21 protein-coding genes and 1 tRNA gene are annotated in these 23,721 nt (G+C 70.6%); 13 read left to right on the plus strand and 9 right to left on the minus strand.

Features of this window, described 5'->3' with window-relative positions:
* Positions 1-3: 3 nt before the first annotated feature.
* From lpdA to aceE, 3 genes are read right to left on the minus strand one after another with little or no spacing between them, the layout of a single operon-like run.
* A complete protein-coding gene (gene lpdA, locus M3M55_RS11040; RefSeq protein WP_371878695.1) occupies positions 4-1,806 on the minus strand; it encodes a dihydrolipoyl dehydrogenase in 1,803 nt (600 codons plus the stop codon).
* Entirely contained in the window at positions 1,803-3,146 is a 1,344-nt protein-coding gene (locus tag M3M55_RS11045) for a 2-oxo acid dehydrogenase subunit E2 (RefSeq protein ID WP_249009559.1), read from the minus strand. Before M3M55_RS11045 ends, lpdA begins: the two co-directional genes overlap by 4 nt.
* Positions 3,143-5,860: a pyruvate dehydrogenase (acetyl-transferring), homodimeric type gene (gene aceE, locus M3M55_RS11050; RefSeq protein WP_371878696.1), complete on the minus strand. Its 2,718-nt coding sequence runs from the start codon at positions 5,858-5,860 to the stop codon at positions 3,143-3,145. Before aceE ends, M3M55_RS11045 begins: the two co-directional genes overlap by 4 nt.
* A 24-nt stretch (positions 5,861-5,884) precedes the next feature.
* On the opposite strand from aceE, the gene M3M55_RS11055 reads away from it, so the two are divergent.
* The 4 genes from M3M55_RS11055 (at position 5,885) to M3M55_RS11070 (ending at position 10,866) form a co-directional block, all read left to right on the plus strand.
* On the plus strand, positions 5,885-6,952 hold the full coding sequence (locus M3M55_RS11055; protein WP_249009560.1) for an alpha/beta hydrolase-fold protein: 1,068 nt from the start codon (positions 5,885-5,887) through the stop codon (positions 6,950-6,952).
* Between the two features lie 13 nt (positions 6,953-6,965).
* Positions 6,966-8,387 (plus strand): amidase family protein, encoded by a 1,422-nt coding sequence (locus M3M55_RS11060; protein WP_249009561.1) that lies wholly within the window; start codon positions 6,966-6,968, stop codon positions 8,385-8,387.
* A 285-nt stretch (positions 8,388-8,672) separates the two neighbouring features.
* Entirely contained in the window at positions 8,673-9,308 is a 636-nt protein-coding gene (locus tag M3M55_RS11065; RefSeq protein ID WP_249009562.1) for a hypothetical protein, read from the plus strand.
* A gap of 157 nt (positions 9,309-9,465) precedes the next feature.
* Complete coding sequence (locus tag M3M55_RS11070) at positions 9,466-10,866, plus strand: HD-GYP domain-containing protein (RefSeq protein WP_249009563.1); 1,401 nt, start codon at positions 9,466-9,468, stop codon at positions 10,864-10,866.
* 23 nt (positions 10,867-10,889) lie between these two features.
* Here the strand turns inward: M3M55_RS11070 and M3M55_RS11075 are convergent, their stop codons facing one another.
* Together M3M55_RS11075 and M3M55_RS11080 are read right to left on the minus strand one after the other, a co-directional pair.
* Positions 10,890-12,122: a DEAD/DEAH box helicase gene (locus M3M55_RS11075; RefSeq protein WP_249009564.1), complete on the minus strand. Its 1,233-nt coding sequence runs from the start codon at positions 12,120-12,122 to the stop codon at positions 10,890-10,892.
* Positions 12,123-12,325: 203 nt separating this feature from the next.
* Positions 12,326-12,398: transfer RNA gene (locus M3M55_RS11080), tRNA-Ile, on the minus strand.
* 94 nt (positions 12,399-12,492) lie between these two features.
* On the opposite strand from M3M55_RS11080, the gene M3M55_RS11085 reads away from it, so the two are divergent.
* Together M3M55_RS11085 and M3M55_RS11090 are read left to right on the plus strand one after the other, a co-directional pair.
* Complete coding sequence (locus M3M55_RS11085; protein WP_249009565.1) at positions 12,493-12,717, plus strand: hypothetical protein; 225 nt, start codon at positions 12,493-12,495, stop codon at positions 12,715-12,717.
* Between the two features lie 45 nt (positions 12,718-12,762).
* Positions 12,763-13,653 (plus strand): MurR/RpiR family transcriptional regulator, encoded by an 891-nt coding sequence (locus tag M3M55_RS11090; protein WP_249009566.1) that lies wholly within the window; start codon positions 12,763-12,765, stop codon positions 13,651-13,653.
* Between the two features lie 39 nt (positions 13,654-13,692).
* Here M3M55_RS11090 and M3M55_RS11095 read toward each other — a convergent pair whose 3' ends face one another.
* Positions 13,693-14,505: a thioesterase family protein gene (locus M3M55_RS11095; protein WP_249009567.1), complete on the minus strand. Its 813-nt coding sequence runs from the start codon at positions 14,503-14,505 to the stop codon at positions 13,693-13,695.
* Between the two features lie 28 nt (positions 14,506-14,533).
* Here M3M55_RS11095 and pdxS point away from each other — a divergent pair, with 28 nt between their 5' ends.
* Both pdxS and pdxT read left to right on the plus strand, forming a co-directional pair.
* Entirely contained in the window at positions 14,534-15,439 is a 906-nt protein-coding gene (gene pdxS / locus M3M55_RS11100) for a pyridoxal 5'-phosphate synthase lyase subunit PdxS (RefSeq protein ID WP_249009568.1), read from the plus strand.
* On the plus strand, positions 15,436-16,017 hold the full coding sequence (gene pdxT, locus M3M55_RS11105) for a pyridoxal 5'-phosphate synthase glutaminase subunit PdxT (protein ID WP_249009569.1): 582 nt from the start codon (positions 15,436-15,438) through the stop codon (positions 16,015-16,017). Before pdxS ends, pdxT begins: the two co-directional genes overlap by 4 nt.
* Here the strand turns inward: pdxT and M3M55_RS11110 are convergent.
* Complete coding sequence (locus M3M55_RS11110) at positions 15,984-16,367, minus strand: hypothetical protein (RefSeq protein WP_249009570.1); 384 nt, start codon at positions 16,365-16,367, stop codon at positions 15,984-15,986. The two genes, pdxT and M3M55_RS11110, sit on opposite strands and share 34 nt — an antisense overlap.
* 85 nt (positions 16,368-16,452) lie before the next feature.
* Between M3M55_RS11110 and M3M55_RS11115 the strand changes: the two genes are divergently transcribed.
* Positions 16,453-17,196, plus strand: a complete 744-nt coding sequence (locus M3M55_RS11115; RefSeq protein ID WP_249009571.1) for a DUF4232 domain-containing protein — start codon at positions 16,453-16,455, stop codon at positions 17,194-17,196.
* 30 nt (positions 17,197-17,226) lie between these two features.
* On the opposite strand, the gene M3M55_RS11120 is transcribed toward M3M55_RS11115, so the two are convergent.
* On the minus strand, positions 17,227-18,594 hold the full coding sequence (locus M3M55_RS11120) for a phosphomannomutase/phosphoglucomutase (protein WP_249009572.1): 1,368 nt from the start codon (positions 18,592-18,594) through the stop codon (positions 17,227-17,229).
* A 131-nt stretch (positions 18,595-18,725) separates the two neighbouring features.
* Here M3M55_RS11120 and M3M55_RS11125 point away from each other — a divergent pair, with 131 nt between their 5' ends.
* Together M3M55_RS11125 and M3M55_RS11130 are read left to right on the plus strand one after the other, a co-directional pair.
* Positions 18,726-19,475, plus strand: a complete 750-nt coding sequence (locus M3M55_RS11125) for a YebC/PmpR family DNA-binding transcriptional regulator (protein ID WP_249009573.1) — start codon at positions 18,726-18,728, stop codon at positions 19,473-19,475.
* 56 nt (positions 19,476-19,531) lie between these two features.
* Complete coding sequence (locus M3M55_RS11130; RefSeq protein ID WP_249009574.1) at positions 19,532-20,149, plus strand: FKBP-type peptidyl-prolyl cis-trans isomerase; 618 nt, start codon at positions 19,532-19,534, stop codon at positions 20,147-20,149.
* A 63-nt stretch (positions 20,150-20,212) separates the two neighbouring features.
* Here the strand turns inward: M3M55_RS11130 and M3M55_RS11135 are convergent, their stop codons facing one another.
* Entirely contained in the window at positions 20,213-21,316 is a 1,104-nt protein-coding gene (locus tag M3M55_RS11135; protein ID WP_249009575.1) for an adenylate/guanylate cyclase domain-containing protein, read from the minus strand.
* Between the two features lie 114 nt (positions 21,317-21,430).
* Between M3M55_RS11135 and M3M55_RS11140 the strand changes: the two genes are divergently transcribed.
* Both M3M55_RS11140 and M3M55_RS11145 read left to right on the plus strand, forming a co-directional pair.
* On the plus strand, positions 21,431-22,123 hold the full coding sequence (locus M3M55_RS11140) for a glycosyltransferase family 2 protein (protein WP_371878761.1): 693 nt from the start codon (positions 21,431-21,433) through the stop codon (positions 22,121-22,123).
* 8 nt (positions 22,124-22,131) lie between these two features.
* Complete coding sequence (locus tag M3M55_RS11145) at positions 22,132-23,718, plus strand: hypothetical protein (RefSeq protein WP_249009577.1); 1,587 nt, start codon at positions 22,132-22,134, stop codon at positions 23,716-23,718.
* Positions 23,719-23,721: the final 3 nt, after the last annotated feature.

Raw genomic sequence — 23,721 nt, forward strand, 5'->3', positions numbered from 1 at the left:
GGGTCAACGCGGACGCCGGCGGGCCTGGGGGAGGTCGGTGATCGCCCCGGTCTCCCGCTCCGCGGCGAAGGCGATCGTCTCCGACAGCGTCGGGTGCGGGTGAATCGTCAACCCGATGTCCTCCGCGCTCGCGCCCATCTCGAGGGCGTGAACGGTCTCGGCGATAAGGTCGGCGGCGCCGACCCCGACGATCCCGGCTCCGAGCAGGTGACCCGAGTCGGGGTCGAACAGAAGCTTGGTCATCCCCTCCGGGCGCCCGAGCCCGAGAGCTCGTCCGGAGGCCGACCACGGGAACAGCTGGGTGGATACCGGCGTGCCGGCCGCGCGGGCGGCCGTCTCGGTGAGGCCCATCCAGGCGACTTCCGGATCGGTGTAGGCGACCGAGGGAATCGCCCGGGCGTCAAAGGCGGGAAGGCGGGCCGGATCCGTGCCCGCGAGCGTGCCGGCGATCACTTCGGCGGCGACCTTCGCCTCATGCGTCGCCTTGTGGGCGAGCATCGGCCCGCCGGTGACGTCCCCGATGGCGAAGATATGAGCGACGTTCGTCCGCAGCTGGGCGTCGACGGCGATGAACCCGCGGGCGTCGACGGCCACGCCACTCTGCCCCAGCCCGAGGTGGTCGCCGTTGGGCCGACGGCCGACGGCGACGAGGACGCGGTCGAAGATCGCCGGGCCTGGTGCGTCCGGTCCGGCGAAGGTCACCTTGAGCCCGTTCTTCTGGGCCTTGACCGACGCGACCTGCGTCCCCGTGTGGACGGCCTCGTACCGCTCGCTGACGCGTCTGGCCAGTGGCCTGACGAGGTCCGGATCGGCTCCGGGGATGAGCTGGTCGGCCATCTCGACGACGGTCACCCGGCTCCCGAGGGCGTCATAGACCGTCGCCATCTCCAGGCCGATGATCCCGCCACCGATCACGAGCAGCCGGCGGGGGATGTCGGCCGGGGCGAGCGCCCCGGTCGAGTCGATGACACGGGGATCCTCCGGGAGGAAGGGAAGCGAGACCGGCCGTGATCCGACCGCGATGATCGCCGCGTCGAAGCTGACCGTCCTGTTCCCGACAGACAGCCGGTGGTCGTCGAGGAAGGCGGCCTCACCGGAGATGACCTCAACCTGGCGCGCCTTCGCCATCTGGGCGAGCCCACCGGTGAGCCGGTCGACCACCGCGGCCTTCCACCCGATGAGTTCCGCGAGGTCGACGCGCGGAGCGGGGAACCGGACGCCATGCTCGGCCATCGCCTCGGCGTCCGTGATCACCTTGGCCGCGTGCAGCAGCGCCTTGGAGGGGATGCAGCCGACGTTGAGGCAGACTCCGCCGAGGCGAGGCTCGCGCTCGATCAGCACCGTCCTGAGACCGAGGTCCGCGGCCCGGAACGCGGCCGTGTAACCGCCGGGGCCCGCCCCGATCACCACGACCTGGGCGTCCCGCGCGGGGTCGCCGGTGAATGCCGCCGGCGCAGCTGCAGCGCGCGCGGGCGCCGGTGGGGCCGTCGGGGCGGGTGGGACCGTCGGGGCGGGTGGGGCCGAAGGCGTGGACGTGGCCACCGGGGCCGCGGGCGTCGGTGTGGCCGGACGGTCACTCGGTTCGAGTTCGAGCAGCACCGAGCCCTCCGAGACGCGGTCCTCGAGGCCGACGGCGATCCGCGTCACCGTTCCCGCCGCGGGGGCGGGAATGTCCATCGTCGCCTTATCGGACTCGAGGGTGAGCAGCGGATCCTCCGCGCTGACCCGGTCACCTTCACTGACGAGGATCTCAATCACCGGAACGGCGTCGAAATCGCCGATGTCGGGAACCCGCACCTCTATCACAGCAGCGCCCGGCGCAGATCGGCGAGGACCTCACCGAGGGCGACGATGAACCGTGCCGCCGCGGCCCCGTCGATCACGCGGTGGTCGTAGGAGAGGCTGAGCGGGAGCAGCAGACGGGGCACGAAGGCCGTCCCGTCCCACACCGGGGCGAGGCTCGCCCGCGAGACGCCGAGGATCGCCACCTCGGGCGCGTTGATGATCGGGGTGAAGAAGCTCCCGCCGATCCCGCCGAGGGAGGAGATGCTGAACGTCGATCCGCTGATGTCCGCCGGTGCGAGCTTCCCCTCCCGCGCCCGGGCCGACACCGTCGCGAGCTCTCGGGCGATCGCCGCGAGGCCCTTGGTGTCGGCGTCCTTGATCACGGGAACGACGAGGCCGTTCGGTGTATCGGCGGCAAAGCCGATGTTGTAGTAGTGCTTGTGGACGAGGTCGTCCCCGTCGAGGCTCGCGTTGAAGTCGGGGAACCGGCGCAGCGTTGCCACCGCGGCACGGATGAGGAAGCTCACCATCGTGAACTTCACCTCCCGCTGCTCGGCGTTGAGCTGGACCCGCCACGCCTCCAGGTCGGTGATGTCGACGTGGTCGTGCTGGGTGACGTGGGGGATCATCACCCAGTTGCGGGCGAGGTTGGGCGCCGAGATCTTCTGGATCCGGGTGCGCGGGACGCGTTCGGTGGGCCCGAACCGGGAGAAGTCGACCGTCGGCCACGGCGCGAGCTCGAGACCGCCCAACCTGCCGGCGGGCGCGGCGGCCGCCGCCTGGGCGGCGGCGCGCACGTCGTCGACGGTGATCCGCCCGAGCCGGCCGCTTCCGCCGAGGGCGCCGATGTCAACCCCGGACTCCCGGGCGAGCCGGCGCGCCGACGGGGAGGCGTAGATCACCCCGGCGGGGGCAGAGGCTCCGGTCGCGGATCCGGAGGGTGGGGCGGGGGCCGCCGGGGGGGAGGGTGGGGCCGCGGGCGCGGAGGAGGACGGTGCGGGAGCGGACGGTGCGGGCGGGGCGACGCTCTCGGTCTCCGCCTCGAGGTGGGCGCCGGCCGCGCTGCCGAGCGGTGCCTCGGCCTCCCCGAGCCCGTCGGCCGGGGAGGCCGCCGCCGACTCCGTCGGGGCGAGCTCGAGCAGCAGCGCGCCCTCAGAGACGCGGTCCTCGAGCCCCACGGCGATCCGGGCGACGGTGCCGGCGGCCGGTGCGGGGATATCCATCGTCGCCTTGTCGGACTCGAGGGTCAGCAGCGGATCGTCGGCGGCGACCCGGTCGCCCTCGGCGACGAGGATCTCGATCACCGGGACATCCGAGAAGTCGCCGATGTCGGGGACGGTCACTTCGATCAGGTCGCTCATACGCTCGTGGGGATCGGGGCCTCGGGGTTGATGTCGTAGCGGGTGATCGCCTCGGCGACCGTCTCCGGGGAGACGGCGCCGTCATCGGCGAGCGCCTTGAGCGCGGCGACGGTGACATGGTGGCGGTCGACCTCAAAGAACCGACGCAGCGCCCGGCGGTAGTCGCTGCGCCCGAAGCCGTCGGTGCCGAGGGTCCGGTAGGTCCGTCCGGGCGGGACCCAGGCGCGGATCTGGTCGGGGAAGGCACGGAGGTAGTCGGTCGCGGCGATCACCGGTCCCCGCCGGGACGCGAGGGCGCGGGTGACGTGCGGTACACGCGCCGGCTCGGTCGGATGCAGCGTGTTCCAGCGCTCGGTGGCGATTCCGTCGCGGCGCAGTTCGGTGAAGGAGGTCACCGACCAGACGTCGGCGAGCACGCCGAAGTCCTCGGCGAGCAGGGCGGCGGCCGCCTCGACCTCACGGAGGATCGTGCCCGAGCCGAGCAGCTGGACCCGTGGCTTGCGCGACCGGGGCGACCCGGCGTCGCTGCGCAGGTACATCCCGGCGAGAATCCCGTCCCGTGCACCGTCGGGCATCGCCGGGTGGGGGTAGTTCTCGTTCATCACGGTGAGGTAGTAGAAGACGTCCTCCTGCCGGGCGACCATCGCCTCGAGGCCCGCCTGAATGATCACGGCGACCTCATAGGCATAGGTCGGGTCATAGGCGCGCACGTTGGGAACGACGGAGACGAGCAGATGGGAGTGACCGTCCTCATGCTGGAGGCCCTCGCCGTTGAGGGTCGTTCGGCCCGCCGTCCCGCCCAACAGGAACCCGCGTGTCCGTGAGTCCGCGGCCGCCCAGACGAGATCGCCGACCCGCTGGTAGCCGAACATCGAGTAGTAGACGTAGAAGGGGATCATCAGCTGCGCGTGAGCCGAATAGGCGGTGCCGGCGGCGATGAAGCTCGACATCGACCCGGCCTCGGTGATGCCCTCCTCGAGGATCTGCCCGTGAGGGTCCTCCTTGTAGAAGGAGAGCTGCTCGGCGTCCTGGGGGTGGTAGTGCTGACCGAAGGGGGCGTAGATCCCGTACTGGCGGAACATCCCCTCCATCCCGAAGGTGCGCGACTCGTCCGGCACGATCGGGACGATCCGCGGTCCGATCTGATTGTCGCGCAGCAGGGTGGAGAGGACCCGGACGAACGCCATCGTCGTCGACACCTCACGCTCGCCGGTTCCCTCCAGCTGGGACTGGAAGGCCGACAGTCCCGGCACCGGCGGGGTCGTCGGACTCGTGCGCCGGCGAGCGGGGAGCGGGCCGCCGAGCTCGGCTCGCCGCTCGCGCAGGTAGCGAATCACGTCGGAGTCCTCAGGCGGCTTGTAGTAGTCGGCGCGGCGGACCTGATCGTCGTCGAGGGGCAGCTCGAAGCGATCCCGGAAGGCGAGCAGCGCGTCCTCGGTCATCTTCTTGGCCTGGTGGGTGGTCATCTGTCCCTCACCGGCCGGGCCCATCCCGTACCCCTTGATCGTCTTGGCGAGGATCACCGTCGGGCGGCCCTCGGTGCGCACCGCCGCGTGGTAGGCGCTGTAGACCTTCTGCTGGTCGAGCCCACCCCGGTTGAGCAGCCAGATCTCCTCGTCGGACATCTCCCGGACGCGGTCACGCAGGACCGGGTCCTTGCCGAAGAAGTGCTCGCGGACATAGGCGCCGTCGCGGGACTTGTAGGTCTGGTACTCGCCGTCGACGCTCTGCTCCATCACGTGCACGAGGCGCCCGTCATGGTCGGCGGCCAGCAGCGGGTCCCAGCGGGCCCCCCAGATCACCTTGATCACGTTCCAACCGGCGCCGCGGAAATCGGATTCGAGCTCCTGGATGATCTTCCCGTTGCCGCGCACGGGACCGTCGAGGCGCTGGAGGTTGCAGTTGACGACCCAGATGAGGTTGTCGAGCCGCTCCCGGCCGGCGAGTCCGATCGCACCCATCGACTCGGGTTCGTCCATCTCACCGTCTCCGAGGAACGCCCACACCTTGCGCCCGGCCGTATCGGCGATCCCGCGGGCCTGCAGGTAGTGCATGAACCGGGCCTGATAGATGGAGGTGATCGCACCGAGACCGAGGGAGACGGTGGGGAACTGCCAGAATTCGGGCATCAGCCACGGATGGGGGTAGGAGGCCAGTCCCTGACCGCCGACCTCCTGGCGGAAGTTGTCCAGCTGCGTCTCGCTGAGGCGGCCCTCGAGGAAGGCGCGGGCGTAGTTGCCCGGCGAGGAGTGCCCCTGGAAGTAGATGAGATCTCCGGCGTGGCTGTCTGACGGCGCGTGCCAGAAGTGGTTGTAGCCCACCTCGTACAGGGTCGCGAGTGAGGCGAACGAGGCGATGTGCCCACCGAGTTCGGAGGACACCTTGTTGGCCCTGATGACCATTGCCATCGCGTTCCAGCGGACGATCGAGCGCAGCCGGCGCTCGCACTCGCCGTCTCCCGGCAGCGGGACGTCCTCGCTCGCCGGGATCGTGTTGACGTACGGGGTGTTGAGCGCCCCGATCGGCCCGCTCCCGGCGTGTTGGGCACGGTCGACGACCGCGGCGAGTAGGTGCCGGGCACGGGGGAGACCGTCGTGGGCGACGACGGCGTCGATCGCGTCGAGCCACTCGGCGGTCTCGGTCGCATCGATGTCGGCGGCGTCGTCGGAGGGGGCGATGACAGCGGAGGGGAGGGCGGGTTCAGGCTCGGACACTCACGCCAATATAACCTCGCCGTGATGGCCCTCACACTTGCCGACGGTCCGCTCGGCCCCCCGTGGCAGAACCCCCTTCACGGCGGTCTTGACCGCCTCCATGTCCGCTCCGACGCGCTCGCTGACAACCCGCTCGGGGACCCGCTGGTGCGCCCGCTCTACGTCTACCGGACGGCCGGGGTTCGCTCGCTCACCGAGGATCCGGGCGCTCCGGCCGTCCCGGCGGTCTTCGTCCTCCAGGCCTTCCTCAACCAGGCCGACCGCTGGTTCAACCGAGACGTGTTCACGCCGACGGTGTTCGAGGCACTCGACAGCCTCTCCCGCGACGGCGCGCTGGCGCCCTGCGTCATCGTCTTCGTGGACGCGTGGACCTCCCTCGGCGGCGCTCAGTTCATCAACTCGCCGGGTGTCGGCAACTACGCCGACTATCTCTGTGATGAGGTCGTGCCCTTCATCGACGCCCAGTACCCGGTGATCGACGGCCCCGAGGGCCGCGGCCTCGCCGGCCACAGCTCCGGTGGATATGGTGCGATGGTCAACGCGATGCTGCGCCCCGACCGCTTCGGTGCCTTCAGTTCCCGGGCCGGAGATGCCCTGTTCGAGGTGAGCATGGCTCCGGACTTTCCCGCCGCGGCGAAGGTGCTGCGTGACCGGTTCGACGGATCGATGGAGACCTTCGTCGCCGAGTTCGCCGCGGCCGACCGGTTCGAGTACCGGCGCTTCGGCTTGCTGCTGACCCTGTACGCCGCGGCCGCCGCGTATTCGCCGGGCCCGGATGGACGGCCCGAGCTGCCGTTCGATCCGCGTACCGGACAGACGCTGCCCGACGTCTTCGCCCGCTGGCTCGCCTGGGATCCCGTCCATCTCGCCGCCCGCCACGCCGACGCGCTTGCCGGGTTGTGCCACGTCCACCTCGAGGCCGGCCGGGCGGATGAGGCCAACCTCGACCTCGGCGCCCAGGCGATGTCGGACGAGCTCACCCGGCTCGGCGTCACCCACAGCTTCGAGCTGTTCGAGGGCGGGCACGGCGGTGGCGCCCACCGGCTCCCGGTCGCGATTGCCGCGATGGTGCGCGCCCTCGCCTCCAGATGAGACACTCCCGAGCATGAACGTCGAGACCGATGAGGATTTCGCCTTCTCCGGAGTCACCACGCTCGCCGAGCGCGTCCGCGCCGGAGAGGTGAGCCCGCGGGAGGTCGTCGAGTGCTTCCTCGCGCGGATCGCCGCCCACGATCCGACTCTCAACGCCTTCCGCGAGGTGTGGGCTGATGAGGCGCGGGCGGAGGCCGACCAGCTCACCGCCGGGGGCAGGCTCGCGGAGGCGCCGCTCGCCGGGGTGCCGATCGCGATCAAGGACGACATGGCCGTTGCTGGGCATCGCAGCACTTACGGCTCGCGCTCTCCTGCCGCGGTGAACCCGGCAGACGCTGTCGCGGTCGCGCGGCTGCGGGCGGCTGGGGCGATCCCGGTCGGGGTGACCAACGTTCCCGAGCTGATGATCTTCCCGTGGACGGCGACCGACGCGAACGGGATCACTCGGAACCCATGGGATCGCTCGCGTTCGCCCGGAGGCTCCTCCGGCGGATCAGGGGCGGCGGTCGCCGCCGGGCTCGTCCCTGCCGCCACCGGCTCCGACGGCGCCGGGTCGATTCGGATCCCGGCCGCCTGCTGTGGTCTTGTCGGCATGAAGCCGAGCCGCGGTCGCGTCTCCACGCTGCCGTTGCAGGAGCCGTGGCTGGGACTCTCCACCTACGGGGCGCTCGCTCGCACCGTCGCCGACAGTGCTCTGTTGCTCGAGGTGATGGCTGGCGGGGAGGGGACGAGCCTGCCCGCGGAATCCTTCAGCGATGCCGCCGCCGCCGGGGCGGCCGGGGCCGGCCGGGTGAGCCGGCCGCTCGCGATCGCCGTATCGGAGAAGCTCCCGCCCGGGATCATCGGCCGGGTCGCCCCCGACCAACGGCTCGCCCTCGACCGCACCCGCCGTCTGCTCGGTGAGCTCGGACACCGTGTCGAGGATGCCGACCCCGCGTACGGGCTCGCCGCCCTCGAGCTGACCCAGACCTACCTGCGCGGCATCAGCGAGGATTTCCAGCGCCTCAGCGATCCGGGGTCGACCGAGCGCTCGACCCGTCAGATGGCTTGGGTGGGCGCCCGCCTGGTGAGTGATCGGCGGCGAGCGGCGCTGCTCGCCCACCGCCCGGCGACGAGTGCGCGCATTCTCGCCCTGTGGGACCGTTTCGACGTGCTCATCACGCCCGGCCTCGCGCGGACCGCCCTGCCCGCGGAGGGACGCCACGGACGCCACGCCGCGGTCGCGTTCGACACCGCCGCCCGGTTCACCCCGTGGACGGCCCTGTTCAACCTCACCGGCCAGCCTGCCCTGACGCTCCCGGCCGGCTTCGGTTCCGACGGGTTGCCCCTGTCGGTCCAACTCGTCGGCCGCCTCGGAGGCGAGGCGGTACTATACGCCCTCGCCGCCCAGATCGAGGCGACGCGACCGTGGGCGCGCCAGCGTCCAGTGCTGTAACGAGAACCGAGATCTTGGGTCCAACTATTCCCTGCAAAATAGGGGTATAGTTGGTGCTGCGCGGTTTCTCGCATCGTGCGTCGGATTTTCGTCCACCGGACGCGTGGCGCCCTTGCGATGAGGCAGCCCGCCCGGTTACGTGGGAGTCGGCCAGAGGGCTGCCGAGGTTCGCCCGGCTGTAGGGGGCACCACAGACCGATGATGTGAGAGCGGGGTGTGGTCGGGAATGCAGGACGGGGCCGACCCGGTTGCGTGACGGTCAATCACCCAACCAAGGAGAACAGCATGTCTCGTCGTCTCGTCGTCCTGCCGGCCACCCTCGCCGCCGGGGCTGCCGTCACGGTCGGAGCCGGTCTCGCCGCCGGCGCCCTCTCCGGCTCGGCCGCCACCCCGTCCCGCACGGGCGGCCTCGCCGAGCCCGCCCTCGTCCATCCCTTCACCGCCTACGGTGACCGGGCGCTCTATGACCTCGTGCCGGGCGGGAGCTTCCGGGCCGACGCGGCCCGCTGGAGCCTCCGTGACGGCGCGGCGGTGATCACCGACGCAACCCCTGGTCTCGGCGTCGGGGCCCGGGCGCTTGCCCTCACCGACGGTGCGAGTGCGACGTCGGCGAGCTTCCCGGGAGCGAACGTCCACACCGTCCGCTTCTACGCCGGCAACCTCTCCGGGGCCACCTCGACGCTTGCGGTGACCGCTCGCCTGAACATCGACGGGGTCGTCAGCCAGGTGCCGCTCGGCACGATCACCGCCCGCCGGCTCGCCCCGAGCCCGGTGATCGCGGTCCCGGCCGCCGTGCAGCGCGAACTGACTGACAGCAACGGTCGCCTCGCGGTGACCGTGACGGCGGTCGGCGGGAGCGGGCGCGCGGTGGTCAAGGACGTCTACGTCGATCCGTGGATGCGGTGCGGTAACGACTGCTGATCGATCGGAACCGGGTGTATCGGACCGGCCTGAGAGCCGACCGCCCCCATCCACCCGGTAACCGACACCGCTCCATCGGTCCCATCAACCGGGCCTGAGAGTTCGCACGTTGCGGGTTTCTCGCAACGGCAGGTCGGTGTACGCTCTTGTGGGCGTCATGGACCTGGACCTGTACGACACTCCGGCTGGAGAGCGGCTGCATCTGAGCGCTCTCGCTCGCTGGGATGGACGAGCGCGAAGGTTGTTGGTGACGGAGGGTCTGGCGGCCGCCATCGTGGTGCTCGCTGCCGTTGGCCTTGGCGCGTTCGGGCCTCCTGGCCATGTCAGCCCAGTCGGTGGCGCGCTCGCGGTCACCCTTTACATCATCGCGGCCCAGATCAATTTTCCGGTTGGGGTGGCGCTCACGGCGCCGACCCAGCTCGCCTTCGTGCCGATGCTCGTTGTGATCCCGCCGGCGCTCGTGCCTCTCGTCGTCATCGGCTGTCGTCTCGTTCCGCTGCTCATACCGGGGCTACGCACCGGGGGACGGCCCTCCGCCGCCGCGGTCCTCTCCCGCGTCGGCGGGGACTGCGCCTACGCGCTCGGTCCGGCGGCCGTGCTCGTGCTCGCCGGGGTCCACGGGTTCACCTGGTCTCAGTGGCCGATCTACACCCTCGCGCTCGCCGCCCAGTTCGGTGTCGATCTGCTGTTCGGCCTCGGGCGCAGCTGGTTCGCCGACCGGACCCGGCCGGGCGATCTGCTGTCGGTCGTCGCCTGGCTCTACCTCGTGGATGTCGCCCTCAGCTGCATCGGCCTGTTCGTCGACGCCTCGGTGCGCGGTCGGCCGCTGCTGCTCCTGCTCGTCGTGCCGATCATCGGGCTGCTCGCCCTGTTCGCCCGCGAGCGCCGGCAGCGGGTGGAGGGGTCGCTCACCCTGTCGAGCACATACCGGGAGACGGCCGAGCTGCTCGGTGACGTCCTCGAGGACGATGACGCCTACACCGGGATGCACAGCCGGGAGGTCGCGGAGCTCGCGCTCAGCGTCGCGGTCCGCCTCGAGCTCGACCCACTCGCTCTCTTCAACGTGCGCTACGGGGCCCTGCTGCACGACGTCGGCAAGATCACCGTCCCCAAGGCGATCCTCCAGAAGGTCGGCAAGCTCACCCCGGAGGAGTGGGTGATCATGCGCGAACACACCGTCCGCGGCCAGGAGATGCTCGACCGCGTCGGCGGCAGTCTCGCGGCGGTCGGACGGATCGTCCGCCACTCCCACGAGCACTTCGACGGCTCGGGCTATCCGGACGGGCTGTGCGGCGAAGCGATCCCGATCGAGGCGCGGATCGTCGCCGTCGCCGACGCGTGGAGCGCGATGACGAGCAGCCGCCCCTACCGGCGCGCGCTCAGCGCCGAGGTTGCCGCCGACGAGCTGAAGCGCTGCGCCGGCAGCCAGTTCGATCCGACCGTCGTCACCGCCCTGCTGACCGAGGTCGCCCCCGTCTACGCTCCCCGGTCTGAGGGGCGGGCCGCCTCAGCCGGTGCTGACCCGTTCAAGGGGCCCCCCGAGCTCGGGCTCTCCTGATCGCGCAGTCGGGAACGCCGGGCTCAGCGCCGCCGGGCGGGCCGGTTCGCCCGCGGGCGTCCCGACCCGCTCCCACCTTCGGCGGGGCGGCGCCGCGGCCGTGAGGTGGCAGGCTTGCTCGCCGCCGGAGCGGCGACGCTGCTGCCGCCGAGCTGATGGGGGATGCCCAGGTCACCGGCGAGCCGGACGATGTCGTGGCGCTGGTCGGGGGAGAGGAGGGTGATCCCGATTCCCTGAGCACCGGCCCGTCCGGTCCGGCCGACCCGGTGGACGTAGGTGTCCGAATCCTCGGGCGGATCGAAGTTGATCACGTGGCTGATGCCGCTGACGTCGATGCCGCGGGCGGCGACGTCGGTCGCGACGAGCACGTCAACCTCCCAGTTCTCGAACTGGGACAGCGCCCGCTCGCGCTGGCGCTGGCTCTTGTCGCCGTGCATCGCGACGGCCTTGATCCCGTTGCCGGCCAGGCGGGTGACGAGCCGGTCGGCACCGCGCTTGGTGCGGACGAAGACGAGCGTCAGCTCACGCTTGGGGGCGTTGAGCTGCTCGACGAGCGCGCTCACGCGGTGCTCGTGGGCGGTCTCGACAAAGCGGTGCTCGATCTGCGCGTTGGCCCGGCGCTGCTCCGGCCCATGCTCATGCTCGACCGGACGCGACGTGTATGTGCGGGCCGCCTGGCCGGCGGCGCCGTCGAGGGTCGCGGAGAAGAACAGGGTCTGGCGCCGGGGACGGCGACAGAGCCCGACGATCCGGTCGACCGCCGGCTTGAAGCCCATGTCGAGCATGCGGTCGGCCTCATCGAGGATGAGAACCTGCACGTGGTCGAGGGTGAAGGCGCGTCGTGAGAGCTGATCCTCGAGGCGGCCGGGGGTCGCGACGATGATGTGGGATGTCGCCGCCTCCTTGCCCTGCTTGACGAGTCCGACCCCGCCGTAGACGGAGCTGATGCGCAGCGCCCGTGCCCGTGCGATCGGTCGCAGCTCGTCGACGATCTGGATCGCCAGCTCCCGCGTGGGAGCGAGGATGAGCGCGGCGGGGCGGGCCGCGTCGGCAGCGATGCGGTCGACGAGCGGGACGCCGAAGGCCAGGGTCTTGCCCGAGCCGGTCGGGGAACGCGCGAGCACGTCACGGCCGGCGAGCACGTCGGCGATCACCTTGGCCTGAATCGCGAAGGGCTTGTCGATGCCCTGTTCGGCCAGGGCGTTGACGACGGCACGGCTCGTGCCGAGGTCGGAAAAGGACGGGTCCTCAGACAACGGATGACTCCTTGTCGGCGGGCGCGCATGCGGCAGCCGGTCGGGTGGAGAGGCTGATGCTCACCAACCGCGTCACCGCGGGACCGGGGTGCCCTGCCTCGTGGGCATCAGGAGACGCCCTTGGCTAAAACCCTAGCAGCGCCCACGGGGCCGGCCCGGGCGGACGGAATGGGGCGGACGTCGCCAGGCCGGGAAGGAGTGAGTAGCCCTGGCAGGATTCGAACCTGCGTCTCACCGGTTATGAGCCGGGTGCTCTGACCGCTGAGCTACAGGGCCGCGGACGGCCCAAACCCTAAAGCGTCAGTCGACCTGAATGCCATGGGGCCCCGCGGGGACCCGTGTGCCGGGCCCGAGGCGTATCATCCCCGCCATGCTCATCCTGTTTGGAGGGATCGTCCACGGGTATCTGCCCTCGCTGGGCCACTCGACATCCTCATTCAGCTACACGCTCGCGCTCATCCTCACCTGGTTTGTCGCGATCCCCGCTCTGGCGACGTTCCTGATCGGCTACTCGCTCACCGCCGTGCTCACCGAGCGCAAGGAGAACCAGGCGCGCATGCGTGCCTACGACGAGAAGCGCTCCGCCTCGCTCTGATCGAGGCAGGGAACCCCGGGGGCAGCGTCGAATGAGACGCTGCCCATGAAGCACGCTTCCAGCTCCACCGCCGCGCCCGAGGCGCCCCACGGTCATCAGGTCCTGTCGACCTACATCACGGCACGGTTCGACGAGTTCAGCCGCTCCCAGAAGGACGTCGCTCAGTACATCGTCGACCACCTCGACGAGGCGGCCTTCCAGACCGCTGAGGAGCTCGCCCGGCGGGCGAACACATCCTCGAGTACGGTCGTGCGCTTCTCCCAGGCGCTCGGATTCGAGGGCTTCCCGGAGCTTCAGCAGGCTGCCCGGGACGAGTACCGCCGGCTGCGGACCGCCGGGCTCGAGCTCGACGGGATGGTCATCAGCGGAACGAGCACCCCGCTGTTCAGCCTCGACCACACCGAGTTCGAGTCCGTCCTCGCCGCCGACCACGTCAACGTCGAGGACACCGCCCGCAAACTGTCCCGCGCCGACGTCGAGGCGGCGATCAACGCGATCGTCTCCGCCGAGCGGGTGCTCATCGCCGGCACCGACCAGATGGCGTTCTTCGCCTCCTACTTTCGTCACCTGCTGATGCTGCTCGATCTGCGCGCCGAGGTCGTCGCCAGCGCCTCCCAGGAGGCGCTCGGCCGCCTCTCCCGGATCGACGAGCAGACGCTGGTGATCGGCCTGTCGGCCGGCCGGCCCCATCCGCTCGTGACCCGCACGATGAAGCTCGCCCGCCACCGCAAGGCGGCGACGGTCGCGATCACCGACGCGACCCTCTCCGAAGTCGCCAAGCTCGCACGGGTCCGCCTGTACTACAGCTCCAACACGCCCGCGTTCGTCCGCAGCCACGCCGCGCTGCTATCGATCATCCAGGGCCTCGCCTACGGCGTCTACAGCCGCGACGCCCAGCAGTACGACGTCCGCATCAAGGCGTTCCGGCTCAAGTAGTCAGCGCCGGCCCGGTGGCCAGCCGACGGACGGGGTGCCTCAGTCACGCTCGGCGACATACAGAGACTGCAGCGACCGTCCGATCCGGCCGGACTCGTCGTAGAGCACCGCCTGGGAGATGCCGGCCCCGCCCTCGATCACGCGCATCCCGGCGCGCAGGCAGATCCACTCCCCGATCGGCTCGCGCTCGAGATAGAGGGTGAGGTCGGGATTGATGAAGACGTAGCGATCCCAGCCGAGCTCGCTGGCAATCCCGTTGGGGAAGTCGCAGGCGGCCGCAACCCGCTGGAGCGGGGTCGGGCGCTCCCCGGCAACGAGCGGCACGAGCAGCCGGAACCAGGCCGTACCCGGTCCAGGCTCTCCGAAGCCGCCCTCGAGGAAGCGCACCTCAACCCCGTGCCCGGGGAACAGGACGCGATCAGAGAAGAACGGTGCGGCCACGAGACCGCTCGGGCCCGCGGGGGGCTTCACCGTGCCCGCCGCGGCCTCAGCCGCCGCGCGGTTCGGGCTGAGGTCGGCGCCGACGCTCACCGGGGCCCGGCGGACGCGCAGGGCGCGGGCGCGGACGACCTCGGTCCCCTCCGGGGTGGAGATCGTCCCCTCCAGCAGCTGAACCCGGCGTCCGGGCCGGGTGACGGCCGCGGTCACCGACAGCGGACCGAGGGGGACGGGACGGATCAGCTCATACGTGACGCGGGTGAGCGCGAGGGTCGGGTCCGGGCTCGTCTCCTCAAACGCGCGCATCAGCAGCGCCGCCGGGGCTCCGCCATGCTGGTGGTTGGGATCCCAGGGGCCGCGGGCGTACTCCGTCGCGAACACCCCGCCGCCGGTGAGTTCGTACACGGAGTCCATGCCGATACAGACTATTCTGGATCGGGCTATGAGTACGAACGGACACGAGCCCCGCCAGGAGGCGACCTTCACGGTCAAGTCGGGCCTGGCCGAGATGCTGAAGGGCGGCGTGATCATGGACGTGGTCACGCCGGAGGAGGCGAAGATCGCCGAGGCTGCCGGGGCCTGCGCGGTGATGGCGCTCGAACGGGTGCCGGCCGACATCCGCCGCGACGGCGGGGTCGCCCGTATGTCCGACCCCGAGATGATCCAGGGCATCCAGGCGGCGGTGACGATCCCGGTGATGGCCAAGGCCCGGATCGGTCACTTCGCCGAGGCCCAGGTGCTCGAGGCGCTCGACGTCGACTACATCGACGAGTCCGAGGTGCTCACGCCCGCCGATGAGGCCAACCACATCGACAAATGGGCGTTCAAGGTCCCCTTCGTGTGTGGAGCGACCAACCTCGGTGAGGCGCTGCGGCGCATCGGTGAGGGCGCGGCGATGATCCGCTCCAAGGGAGAGGCCGGCACCGGCGACATCGTCAACGCGGTCACGCACCTGCGTCGGATCAACCGGGAGCTGCGGCGCCTGAGAACGATGGACGCGAGCGAGCTCTACACGGCGGCCAAGGAACTCGGCTCCCCGCTTCCGCTCGTCCAGCAGGTCGCGCGGGAGGGGCGCCTGCCCGTGGTCCTGTTCTGCGCCGGTGGGATCGCCACCCCGGCGGACGCCTCGCTGGTGATGCAACTCGGTGCGGAGGGCGTGTTCGTCGGATCGGGGATCTTCAAGTCCGGTGACCCGGAGCGACGGGCCCGTGCGATCGTGGAGGCGACGACGCACTTTCGCGACCCGGCCCGCGTGGCGGCAGCGTCCACGGGTCTCGGTGCGGCAATGGAGTCGATCGAGACCGCCAAACTCGGCGCCGATCAGCAGCTCGCCGGCCGCGGCTGGTGAACGACGGGGCGGCCCCGGCCGGGGTGCGGGTCGGGGTCCTCGCCCTCCAGGGCGGGTTCGCTGCCCACGCGGCGATCCTCGACGGGCTCGGAGCCGACGTCAGCGAGGTGCGGACGCCTGACGACCTCGTCGGGCTCGACGCGCTCGTGATGCCCGGTGGTGAGTCGACGGTGATGTCGCTGGGAATCGTCCGGGAGGGCCTCGCCGATCCGATCGTCCGCTTCGCCGACACGCACCCGGTGCTCGCCACGTGCGCCGGGATGATCATGCTTGACCGCGACCACCTCGGCGTGCTCGACATCACCACGCAGCGGAACGCCTTCGGCCGCCAGGTGAAGTCCTTTGAGACCGACCTTGCCTGGGGTGGCGACACCGTCCATGCCGTGTTCATCCGTGCCCCCTGGGTGAGCGAGTGGGGGGCCGCGGTGGACGTGCTCGCCGAGGTCGACGGGCACCCGGTCGCCGTCCGCCAGGGTGCGATCACCGCTCTCGCCTTCCATCCCGAGCTTTCGGGCGAGCGGCGCTTTCACGACGTTCTGATCGCTCAGGCGACCGGCTCGCGCAACTGGTCCTCGTAGAAGGACCAGTCGAAGTCGAAGTCCGGCGGCGGGGTCGGCTGGTGGGGGGGGTGCTGACCTCCGCCCCCGCCGCCGTCGTCCTGGGGCGGTGGGTTGTCCCCGCGGGACAGCCAGACCGCCAGGCCGCAGAGAGCGAGCCCGGTGGCGAAGACGATCACCGCAAGCGGTGTCCGGTGGTCGAGCAGGGCGACCGCGCCGACGAGGTAGAGCGCCGTCACCGCGAAGACGAGCCGGATCAGCTCGCCTGCGGCTACCGGAGACCGGGGCGGGCGGGCAGTGAGCCCCACGACCAGTGTGCCGGCGACCAGCGCCGCCGGAATGAGCTTCCAGGTGCTGAACATGAACTCCATACAAAGATAACCCCAGCTTCAAGTGCCCGCTGGGACCGGGCGGTCCTGGGGAGGAGCCGTCGGCGCGGCGGCGTAAGGTGAGACGATGCCTCTCCGCCTCCTCTCCTTGGCCGGCGTGTTTCTCGCCGCGCTCCTCACCGGGTGCGGCGCCACCGCGACGCGGCCGAGCGCGTCCGCTCACGCCACGGGCACCTCACCGAGCGGCTCACCGAGCGCGACGACGTCGGCAGGACCGACGGGGACGACCCCGTCGCAGCCGGCGCGGACCGGTACCGCCCCTGCGCGCGTGACGGCGACGGTGACCGCCCCCGCGAGGATCAGCACGGCGACGATCACCAACCCCAACAGCGGCGGCACCGGGCTGACGACCGCGGCGCCGGCGGGCACGCCCGCCTGTGTCGGCGCTGACCTGCACGCGGCCGCGGTCCCGCCGAACGGGGCGACCGGCACGATCCTGCTCGGGTTCACGCTCACCAACGTCAGCGCCCACCCATGCGTGACCTACGGCTGGCCGGGCTTCAGCTTCCTTGAGAGCGCGGGCGTCGTCGCCCCGACCGCGACCACCCGCAGCACCCGCGACATCCTCGGCCCCACCCCGCCGCGGCGCTTCATCATCGCCCCGGCCGCGGAGGCGAGCTTCCGGGTCACCGTGCACGACACGAACGCCCAGGGCGGGGAAGGGGGATGTCGCAGCTACACCGGCGTCCAGATCATCGTTCCCAACGACACGGCAGCGCTCGTCACCGCGATCCCCAACGGCCCCGTCCAGAGCTGCGGGACCGTGGCGGTCTCCCCGCTTGAGCCGGGCGCGTCGGCCACCGGCCAGTAGGAGTCAGATGGCCCCGGTGGGCCGTCTGACTCAGGCGCGGATCAGGGCCAGCACCTCGTCACGTCGGGCCTCCATGTCCGCCTCACTGACGAGCGACTCGAGGCAGAGGCGCAACAGCGGCTCGGTGTTGGACGGCCGGACGTTGAAGTGCCAGTCGGGGTAGTCGATGCTGATGCCGTCGAGCGTGCGCTGCTCCGCGTCGGAGTAGCGGGCGGCGATCTCGGCGATCTTGGCGGCCGGGTCGGCGACCTCGGAGTTGATCTCCCCGGAGATGAAGTAGCGGCGGCGCAGGTCGCCGACGAGCTCGGCGAGGGAACGCTCGGAGCCCGACAGCAGTTCGAGCATCAGCAGCGCCGGGAGGGTGCCCGAGTCGGCGCAGTAGAAGTCGCGGAAGTAGTAGTGCCCGGACACCTCACCGCCGAAGATGCCGCCCTCCTCGCGCATCCGTCGCTTGAAGAATGCGTGTCCGACCCGGTTGACGAGGGCAGTCCCGCCGGCGGCGTCGACGAGGTCCGGCACCGCTCGGCTCGCGCGGATGTCGTAGAGGATCGTCTCACCGGGATGTTTGGCCAGCAGCGACTGCGCGAGCAGGGCGGTGAGGAAGTCGCCGTCGACAAACGCGCCATCGGAGTCGATGAAGAAGCACCGGTCGGCGTCCCCGTCCCAGGCGATCCCGAGGTCAGCGCGGCAGCGGCGGACCTCGTCGATGACGAACTGCCGGTTCTCGGGCAGCAGTGGGTTCGGTTCGTGGTCGGGAAAGTTCCCGTCCGGCCTCCAGTAGCACTCGATCAGGTCGAGTCCAAGCCGGCTCAGCAGCGGGCCGACCATCGGACCGGCCATCCCGTTGCCGCCGTCGACGACGACCCGCAGCGGCGCGACCCGGGTGGGATCGATGAAGGCGAGGGCGGCCGTCTGGAACGCCGGGTGGATGTCGACGGTCTCCACCGTTCCCGCCGGTCCCGCCGGGGCCCCGAGGCCGCCGCCGAGAACGAGGTCGCGAATGTCACCGATTCCCGTCTCGCCGCTGAGAGCGAGGGCGCCACGGCCGACGAGCTTGGCGCCCGTGTAGGGCTTCGGGTTGTGGCTGGCGGTGCACATCAGCCCGCCGTCGAGGTCGCGGGAGCCGACGAGGAAGTAGAGCATCTCGGTGCCGACCCGACCGGCGTCGAGCACCGTGGCCCCCTCGGCGACCATGCCGGCGCGGTAGGCGGCCGCCATCTCCGGCGCGCTGAGGCGCATGTCGCGTCCGAGACCGAGCCGGAGTTCGCTCGCGGGCCGGCCCGACTGGTGCGAGATCACCCGGGTGAAGGCGCGCCCGATCGCCTCGGCGTCGGTGGGGGAGAGGTCGCGGCCATGGATGCCGCGGATGTCATAGGCCTTGAAGACGGATGCGTCCATGTCGGCGGCCATGGTACCGAGGCGCCTCGGCGGCCCTGGGGAGGCTGGCCACGGTGGGCATCGCCTCCCGCCGTCGCGACGGCGCCCACCCCGGCGCCCGGGCGGCTGGTCAGGCCCTAGACTGACCTGGCATGTCAGGGCATTCCAAGTGGGCGTCGATCAAGCACAAGAAGGCGATCGTCGATCAGCGGCGCGGACAGCACTTCACCAAACTCGCCCGTGCGGTCACCGTCGCGGCCCGTGAGGGCGGGGGGGACCCCGAGGGCAACGCGGCGCTCGCCCTCGCGATCCAGAAGGCGCGGGCCGCCTCGATGCCCAAGGACAACATCGAGCGGGCGATCCTCAAGGGCACCGGGGAGGGCGCCGACGCCGAGAGCTACGACACCGTGCTCTATGAGGGGTACGGCCCCGGCGGCGTCGCGATGCTGATCGAGGCGCTGACCGACAACCGCAACCGCACCGCGGCAGACGTCCGATACCTCGTCTCCAAGCACGGCGGATCCCTCGGCGAGCCCGGCTCGGTCGCCTACCTGTTCGACCGGCGCGGGGTGATCGTCGTCGACGCCGGCAAGTACGACGAGGACGACTTGATCGTCGCCATTGACGCGGGTGCCCTCGACATCGAGGCCGATGAGGATGTCTATGAGGTGATCACCGAGCCCGCGGACTTCCACGCGGTCCGCGCCGCGCTTGCGAGGGTCGAGATCGTCGCGGAGGCGGCAGAACTCGCCTACCGCCCCAAGACCCGAGTGCCCGTCGGTGAGGAGGAGGCCGCCAAACTTATGAAACTCATCGATGCGCTCGAGGAGAACGACGATGTTGGCGCTGTGCACGCCAATTTCGACGTTGACGCGGAGGTGCTCGAACGGATCGCGGGCTGACCCGCCGCACGGCTCGACCCGGTCGGCCGGCTGATACCCGCTACGCTCCGGCGCCGATGAAGATGAGACGACACTTCGCTACACGATCGGGGGCGACCGCTCTGGCTGCAGCCGCGGTCGGGTTCGGGGTCGCCGCCTGTGGCGGCTCGACCGCCCAGGGCGTCGTGACCGCTCCCGCCAACGGCGCCACCTCCGCCGCCGCCACGGTGTCGACCGCGACGACGAGCACGGCGGGAACGAGCACGTCGAGCACGACGGCGCTGAACGACGCCACCCCGAAGACCGGGCCGCTGTCCAAGGAGCCCACGATCTCCCGTCCGAGTGGGCCCGCTCCGACCAAGCTCGTCGTCAAGAACCTGATCACCGGAACCGGGGCGACCGCCACCGACGGTGATGAGCTCGCGGTCAACTACGTCGGCGAGCTCTACTCGAACGGCAAGATCTTCGACGCGTCGTGGAAGGACACCCCCGGCAAGGCCTTCGAGTTCCAACTCGGGCAGGGCGCCGTGATCAAGGGTTGGGACCAGGGGCTCGTCGGGATGAAGGTCGGCGGGCGGCGAGAGCTGATCATCCCCCCGAGCCTCGCCTACGGGGCGACCGGCCAGGGCAGCACGATCCCGCCCAACTCAACGCTCATCTTCATCGTCGACCTCGTCGGGCTCGCCAAGGGCTGAGCGCGAGGGCCGCCGTCGCGCAGCCGCCGCTCCCGCGTTCGCAGCTCCCGACCGGACGGGGCTTCAGCCGCGCGTTCGCGACGCCTCGAAGCGGGCGCGGTGCAGCGCGACCGGGGAGGCGATCCCCTTGAGGCGGAACCGCCCCGCCGGGGACCAGTCAAACACCGTCGCGGTGAGGTTGCGCACCTCACCCGTGCCGAGCACGCTGCCGGGCCGCGCCACGCCGGTGACCCGGGAGGCGAGGTTGACCGAATGGCCGAAGTAGTCCCCGGAGCGCAGCACAGCGTCTCCCCAGGCGATCCCCGCCCGAAGCGTCGGCAGTTCGGCGGCCTCGGCGTCCTCGATCAGCCCGAGCGCTGCGGCCACGAGGGCGACGGGGTCGTCGCTGACGAGCATCGCAGCATCCCCGATCGTCTTGATCAGGCGGACCGGGCCGACGGCGTGGTCGATGGCGAGCGCGGCGAGACGGCCGGCGACCGATCCGAGCTCACCGACCTCGAGCTCACCGCCGAGCCGGGTGAAGCCGACCATGTCCGCAAAGCAGATCGCGAGGGTTCTGGCATCCCGCATCCGGCCGCTCGCGAGCTGCTCGGCGCCGAGCATCGCCCGGTGGATGCTCTCGCGCATGTGGGCGTTGAAGCTCCCGGCGAGCACGGGGACGAGGGCGGGCATCAGCTCGGCGCCGAGCGCGTCGAAGCGGCGGGCCACCTCCAGCTCGTCGTCCCCCGGCTTCAGGAACGTGTCGGCGAACGCAGCGGCGACCGATGCGGCCAGGCGCGCCATCGACTCGCCCAGGACACGAGTGAGCTCCTCCATCGTCTCGAGGTCGAGACCCGCGTCGATGAACTGGCGGATCGACCGGGCCTGGGTGACGTCGTACTCGCCAAAGGCACGATCATCGACGTCGGCCCGGGGCAGGCCGACGAGCCGTCGAAGGTGCAGCATCAGGGCCGCCGGAAGGCCGGTGCTCGCCTCAATCTCGGCGGCGCTGAAGTGGCCGCCGAGGCGACGCTCGAGCGGCAGTAGGGCGAGGCGCTGCTCAGCGGCGGCGAGCCGCATCTCCGCCACGTCGGCGCCGTCGGCCTCCAACCAGGCGAGCAACTCCAGGCGGGCGGCTCGATCGCGGCCACTGAGGCCCTCCAGCAGTCCCTCGGCGTCAAAGTTCATTAAGGCTCCATGCTGTCGAATCGAGGCCGGTGACGGAGCCCCGGTGTCCGCTACAGTCCGCGACTTGCCCGGGCGCCCCGTGCCCGCGTCCGCCGAGCCGATTCACCGAGGTCCATCTTGCTGTCAATCCTGATGCCTGTCTACAACGAGGAAGCGCGCGTTGAGCAGGCGATCACCGAGGTTCTGGAAACCGAACTTCCGGTCGACTTCGAGCTGATCATCGTCAACGACGGTTCGACGGACCGGACGCGCGAGATTCTGCACTCTCGGGACTGGGGCGCGAACGTGCGCCTGTATGAGCACGTCATCAATCAGGGCAAGGGGGCCGCGGTCCGCACGGCCCTCGGTTACGCCTCCGGTGAGATGTCGGCGATCTTCGACGCAGACCTCGAGTACGACCCCTCGGATCTCGCCGTGCTGCTGCCCCCGCTGCTGGAAGGGCGGGCGAACGCCTGCTTCGGCGTGCGCGCCTTCGACGGGTACTCGAGTCATAGCTTTCTCTTCGTGATGGGAAATCGGGGCGTGACCCTCGCCTGCAACATCATCTTCAACGTGTACGTCCGCGACATCATGACCTGCCACAAGATGATCCGGACGGAACTGTTTCGCAGCCTTCCGCTCCGGGAGCCCGGGTTCGCGATCGAGCCCGAGATCACCGCCCGGCTCGTCCAGCGGCGCGAGCGGATCTACGAGGTCCCCGTCCACTACCGGGCCCGCGCGACCGAGGAGGGCAAGAAGCTCACCGCCTTTGACGGTGTCCGTGTCCTGCGCACCCTGCTGCGCTGCCGTTTCACCCCAACCGCCTGAGGTGTGCCATGCCGGTGTTGACTGTCTCTGAGACCCCGCGTACGGGTACCCGGCTCGCGGAGCACCCGTCGGTCCGCTGGGGCCGGGAACATCCGTTCGCCGCGGCGATGATCATCTCCGTGTTCCTCGGCCTCCTGTCGGGCATCGTCTGGCCGACGATCCCCAGCTACGATCCGTTTTCCTGGGTCGTCTGGGGTCACGAGGTGTCGGACCCGAACATCCCCTTCTACGTCGGCAACGGGCCGTCCTGGAAGCCGCTGCCGTTCTTCTTCACCACGATCTACGGTCTGTTCGGTACCGCCGCTCCCTGGCTGTGGGTGGTGACGGCCCGGATCGGCGGGTTCGCCGGCCTGACGGGTGCCGTCCGGCTGACGCTGCTCATCTCCCGCCGCGCCGGACTCCCCGCATGGGCCGGCTGGGTCGGGGGCCTCGTCGCGATCGCCGGCATCGTGCTCACCTGGTCCGAGAGCCTGTGGACCTATTACTTCTTCCGCGGGACCAGTGAGGTCCTGCTGATCGGCGTGTGGCTGTGGTCGATCGAGCGACTGATCACCCGCCACCACTGGCAGGCCTACATGCTGATGGCCGCCGAGGGGCTGATGCGGCCCGAGGCGTGGCCGTTCATGCTTGTCTATGGCGCCTATCTGTTCTGGAAGCATCCCGGGATGCGGATCTGGGTGGTCCTCGCCCTGATCGCCCAGCCCGTCGGCTGGTTCGTCCCCCCGTGGATCTCGACCGGGCAGCCGTTCCTCGCCGCCACCCATGCCTCGCTCTACAACGGCCAGCTCGGGCCGAACTGGCTTGCGACGCTGCTCAGCCGCGGAGAGTCGCTGCAGTCGTTGCCGACGCTGGGGCTCGCGATCCTCGCGGTCGGCATCGGTCTGTGGAAGGGGCGGGGGTTCCTCCGGGCCCTCGCCGGACGCTGGCGGACCCCGAACGCCGTGATCGCCCGGATCGCCTCTGAGGCCTCCGAGGTTCCGATCGTGCTTGGGCTCGGCATCGGGGCGCTCGGCTGGTGGGTCGTCGTGATCTTCGAGACGGCGGACCACTATCCGGGCCTGCAACGCTTCTTCCTGCCTGGCTCTGTGATGATCTGCGTCCTCTCCGGCTACGGCCTCGTCCAGATCGCCACCTGGATCGGCCGTCTCGTCCCCGGCCGGGCCTCGCTCGCCGGGCTCCTCGTCGCCGCGATCATGTGCGTCGGCTCCTGGCACTGGTTCGCCCAGCGCTGGACGTGGGCGCGGGCGGAGGAGCCACTCGCCGCGACCGCGGTGACCCGGATCGACGCGCTCGGCCGATCGGTCACCGTCCTGGGTGGGCTGAAGAAGATTCTGCCCTGCGCCGGAAGCGTGATCACGATCAATCACTCGCTGCAGACCGCGATGGCCTGGGAGCTGGGGACCGACCTCGCGAAGGTCCAGACGGTGCTGACCAAACCCGGGCTGGCCTGGGTCGGGCCGTGGGACTCGATCGACGGTGGTCCTCCGCCGATCGCCTTCAAGTTCTCCACCCACACCGTTGCGACCGTCGGACCGTGGTCGATCCAGCAGGTCTTCCCCTACCACGGGAAGCCCAACGCCTGCGTCGGCGCTTAGCGC

The organism is Conexibacter sp. DBS9H8 (assembly GCF_023330685.1).
Classification (GTDB): domain Bacteria; phylum Actinomycetota; class Thermoleophilia; order Solirubrobacterales; family Solirubrobacteraceae; genus Palsa-465.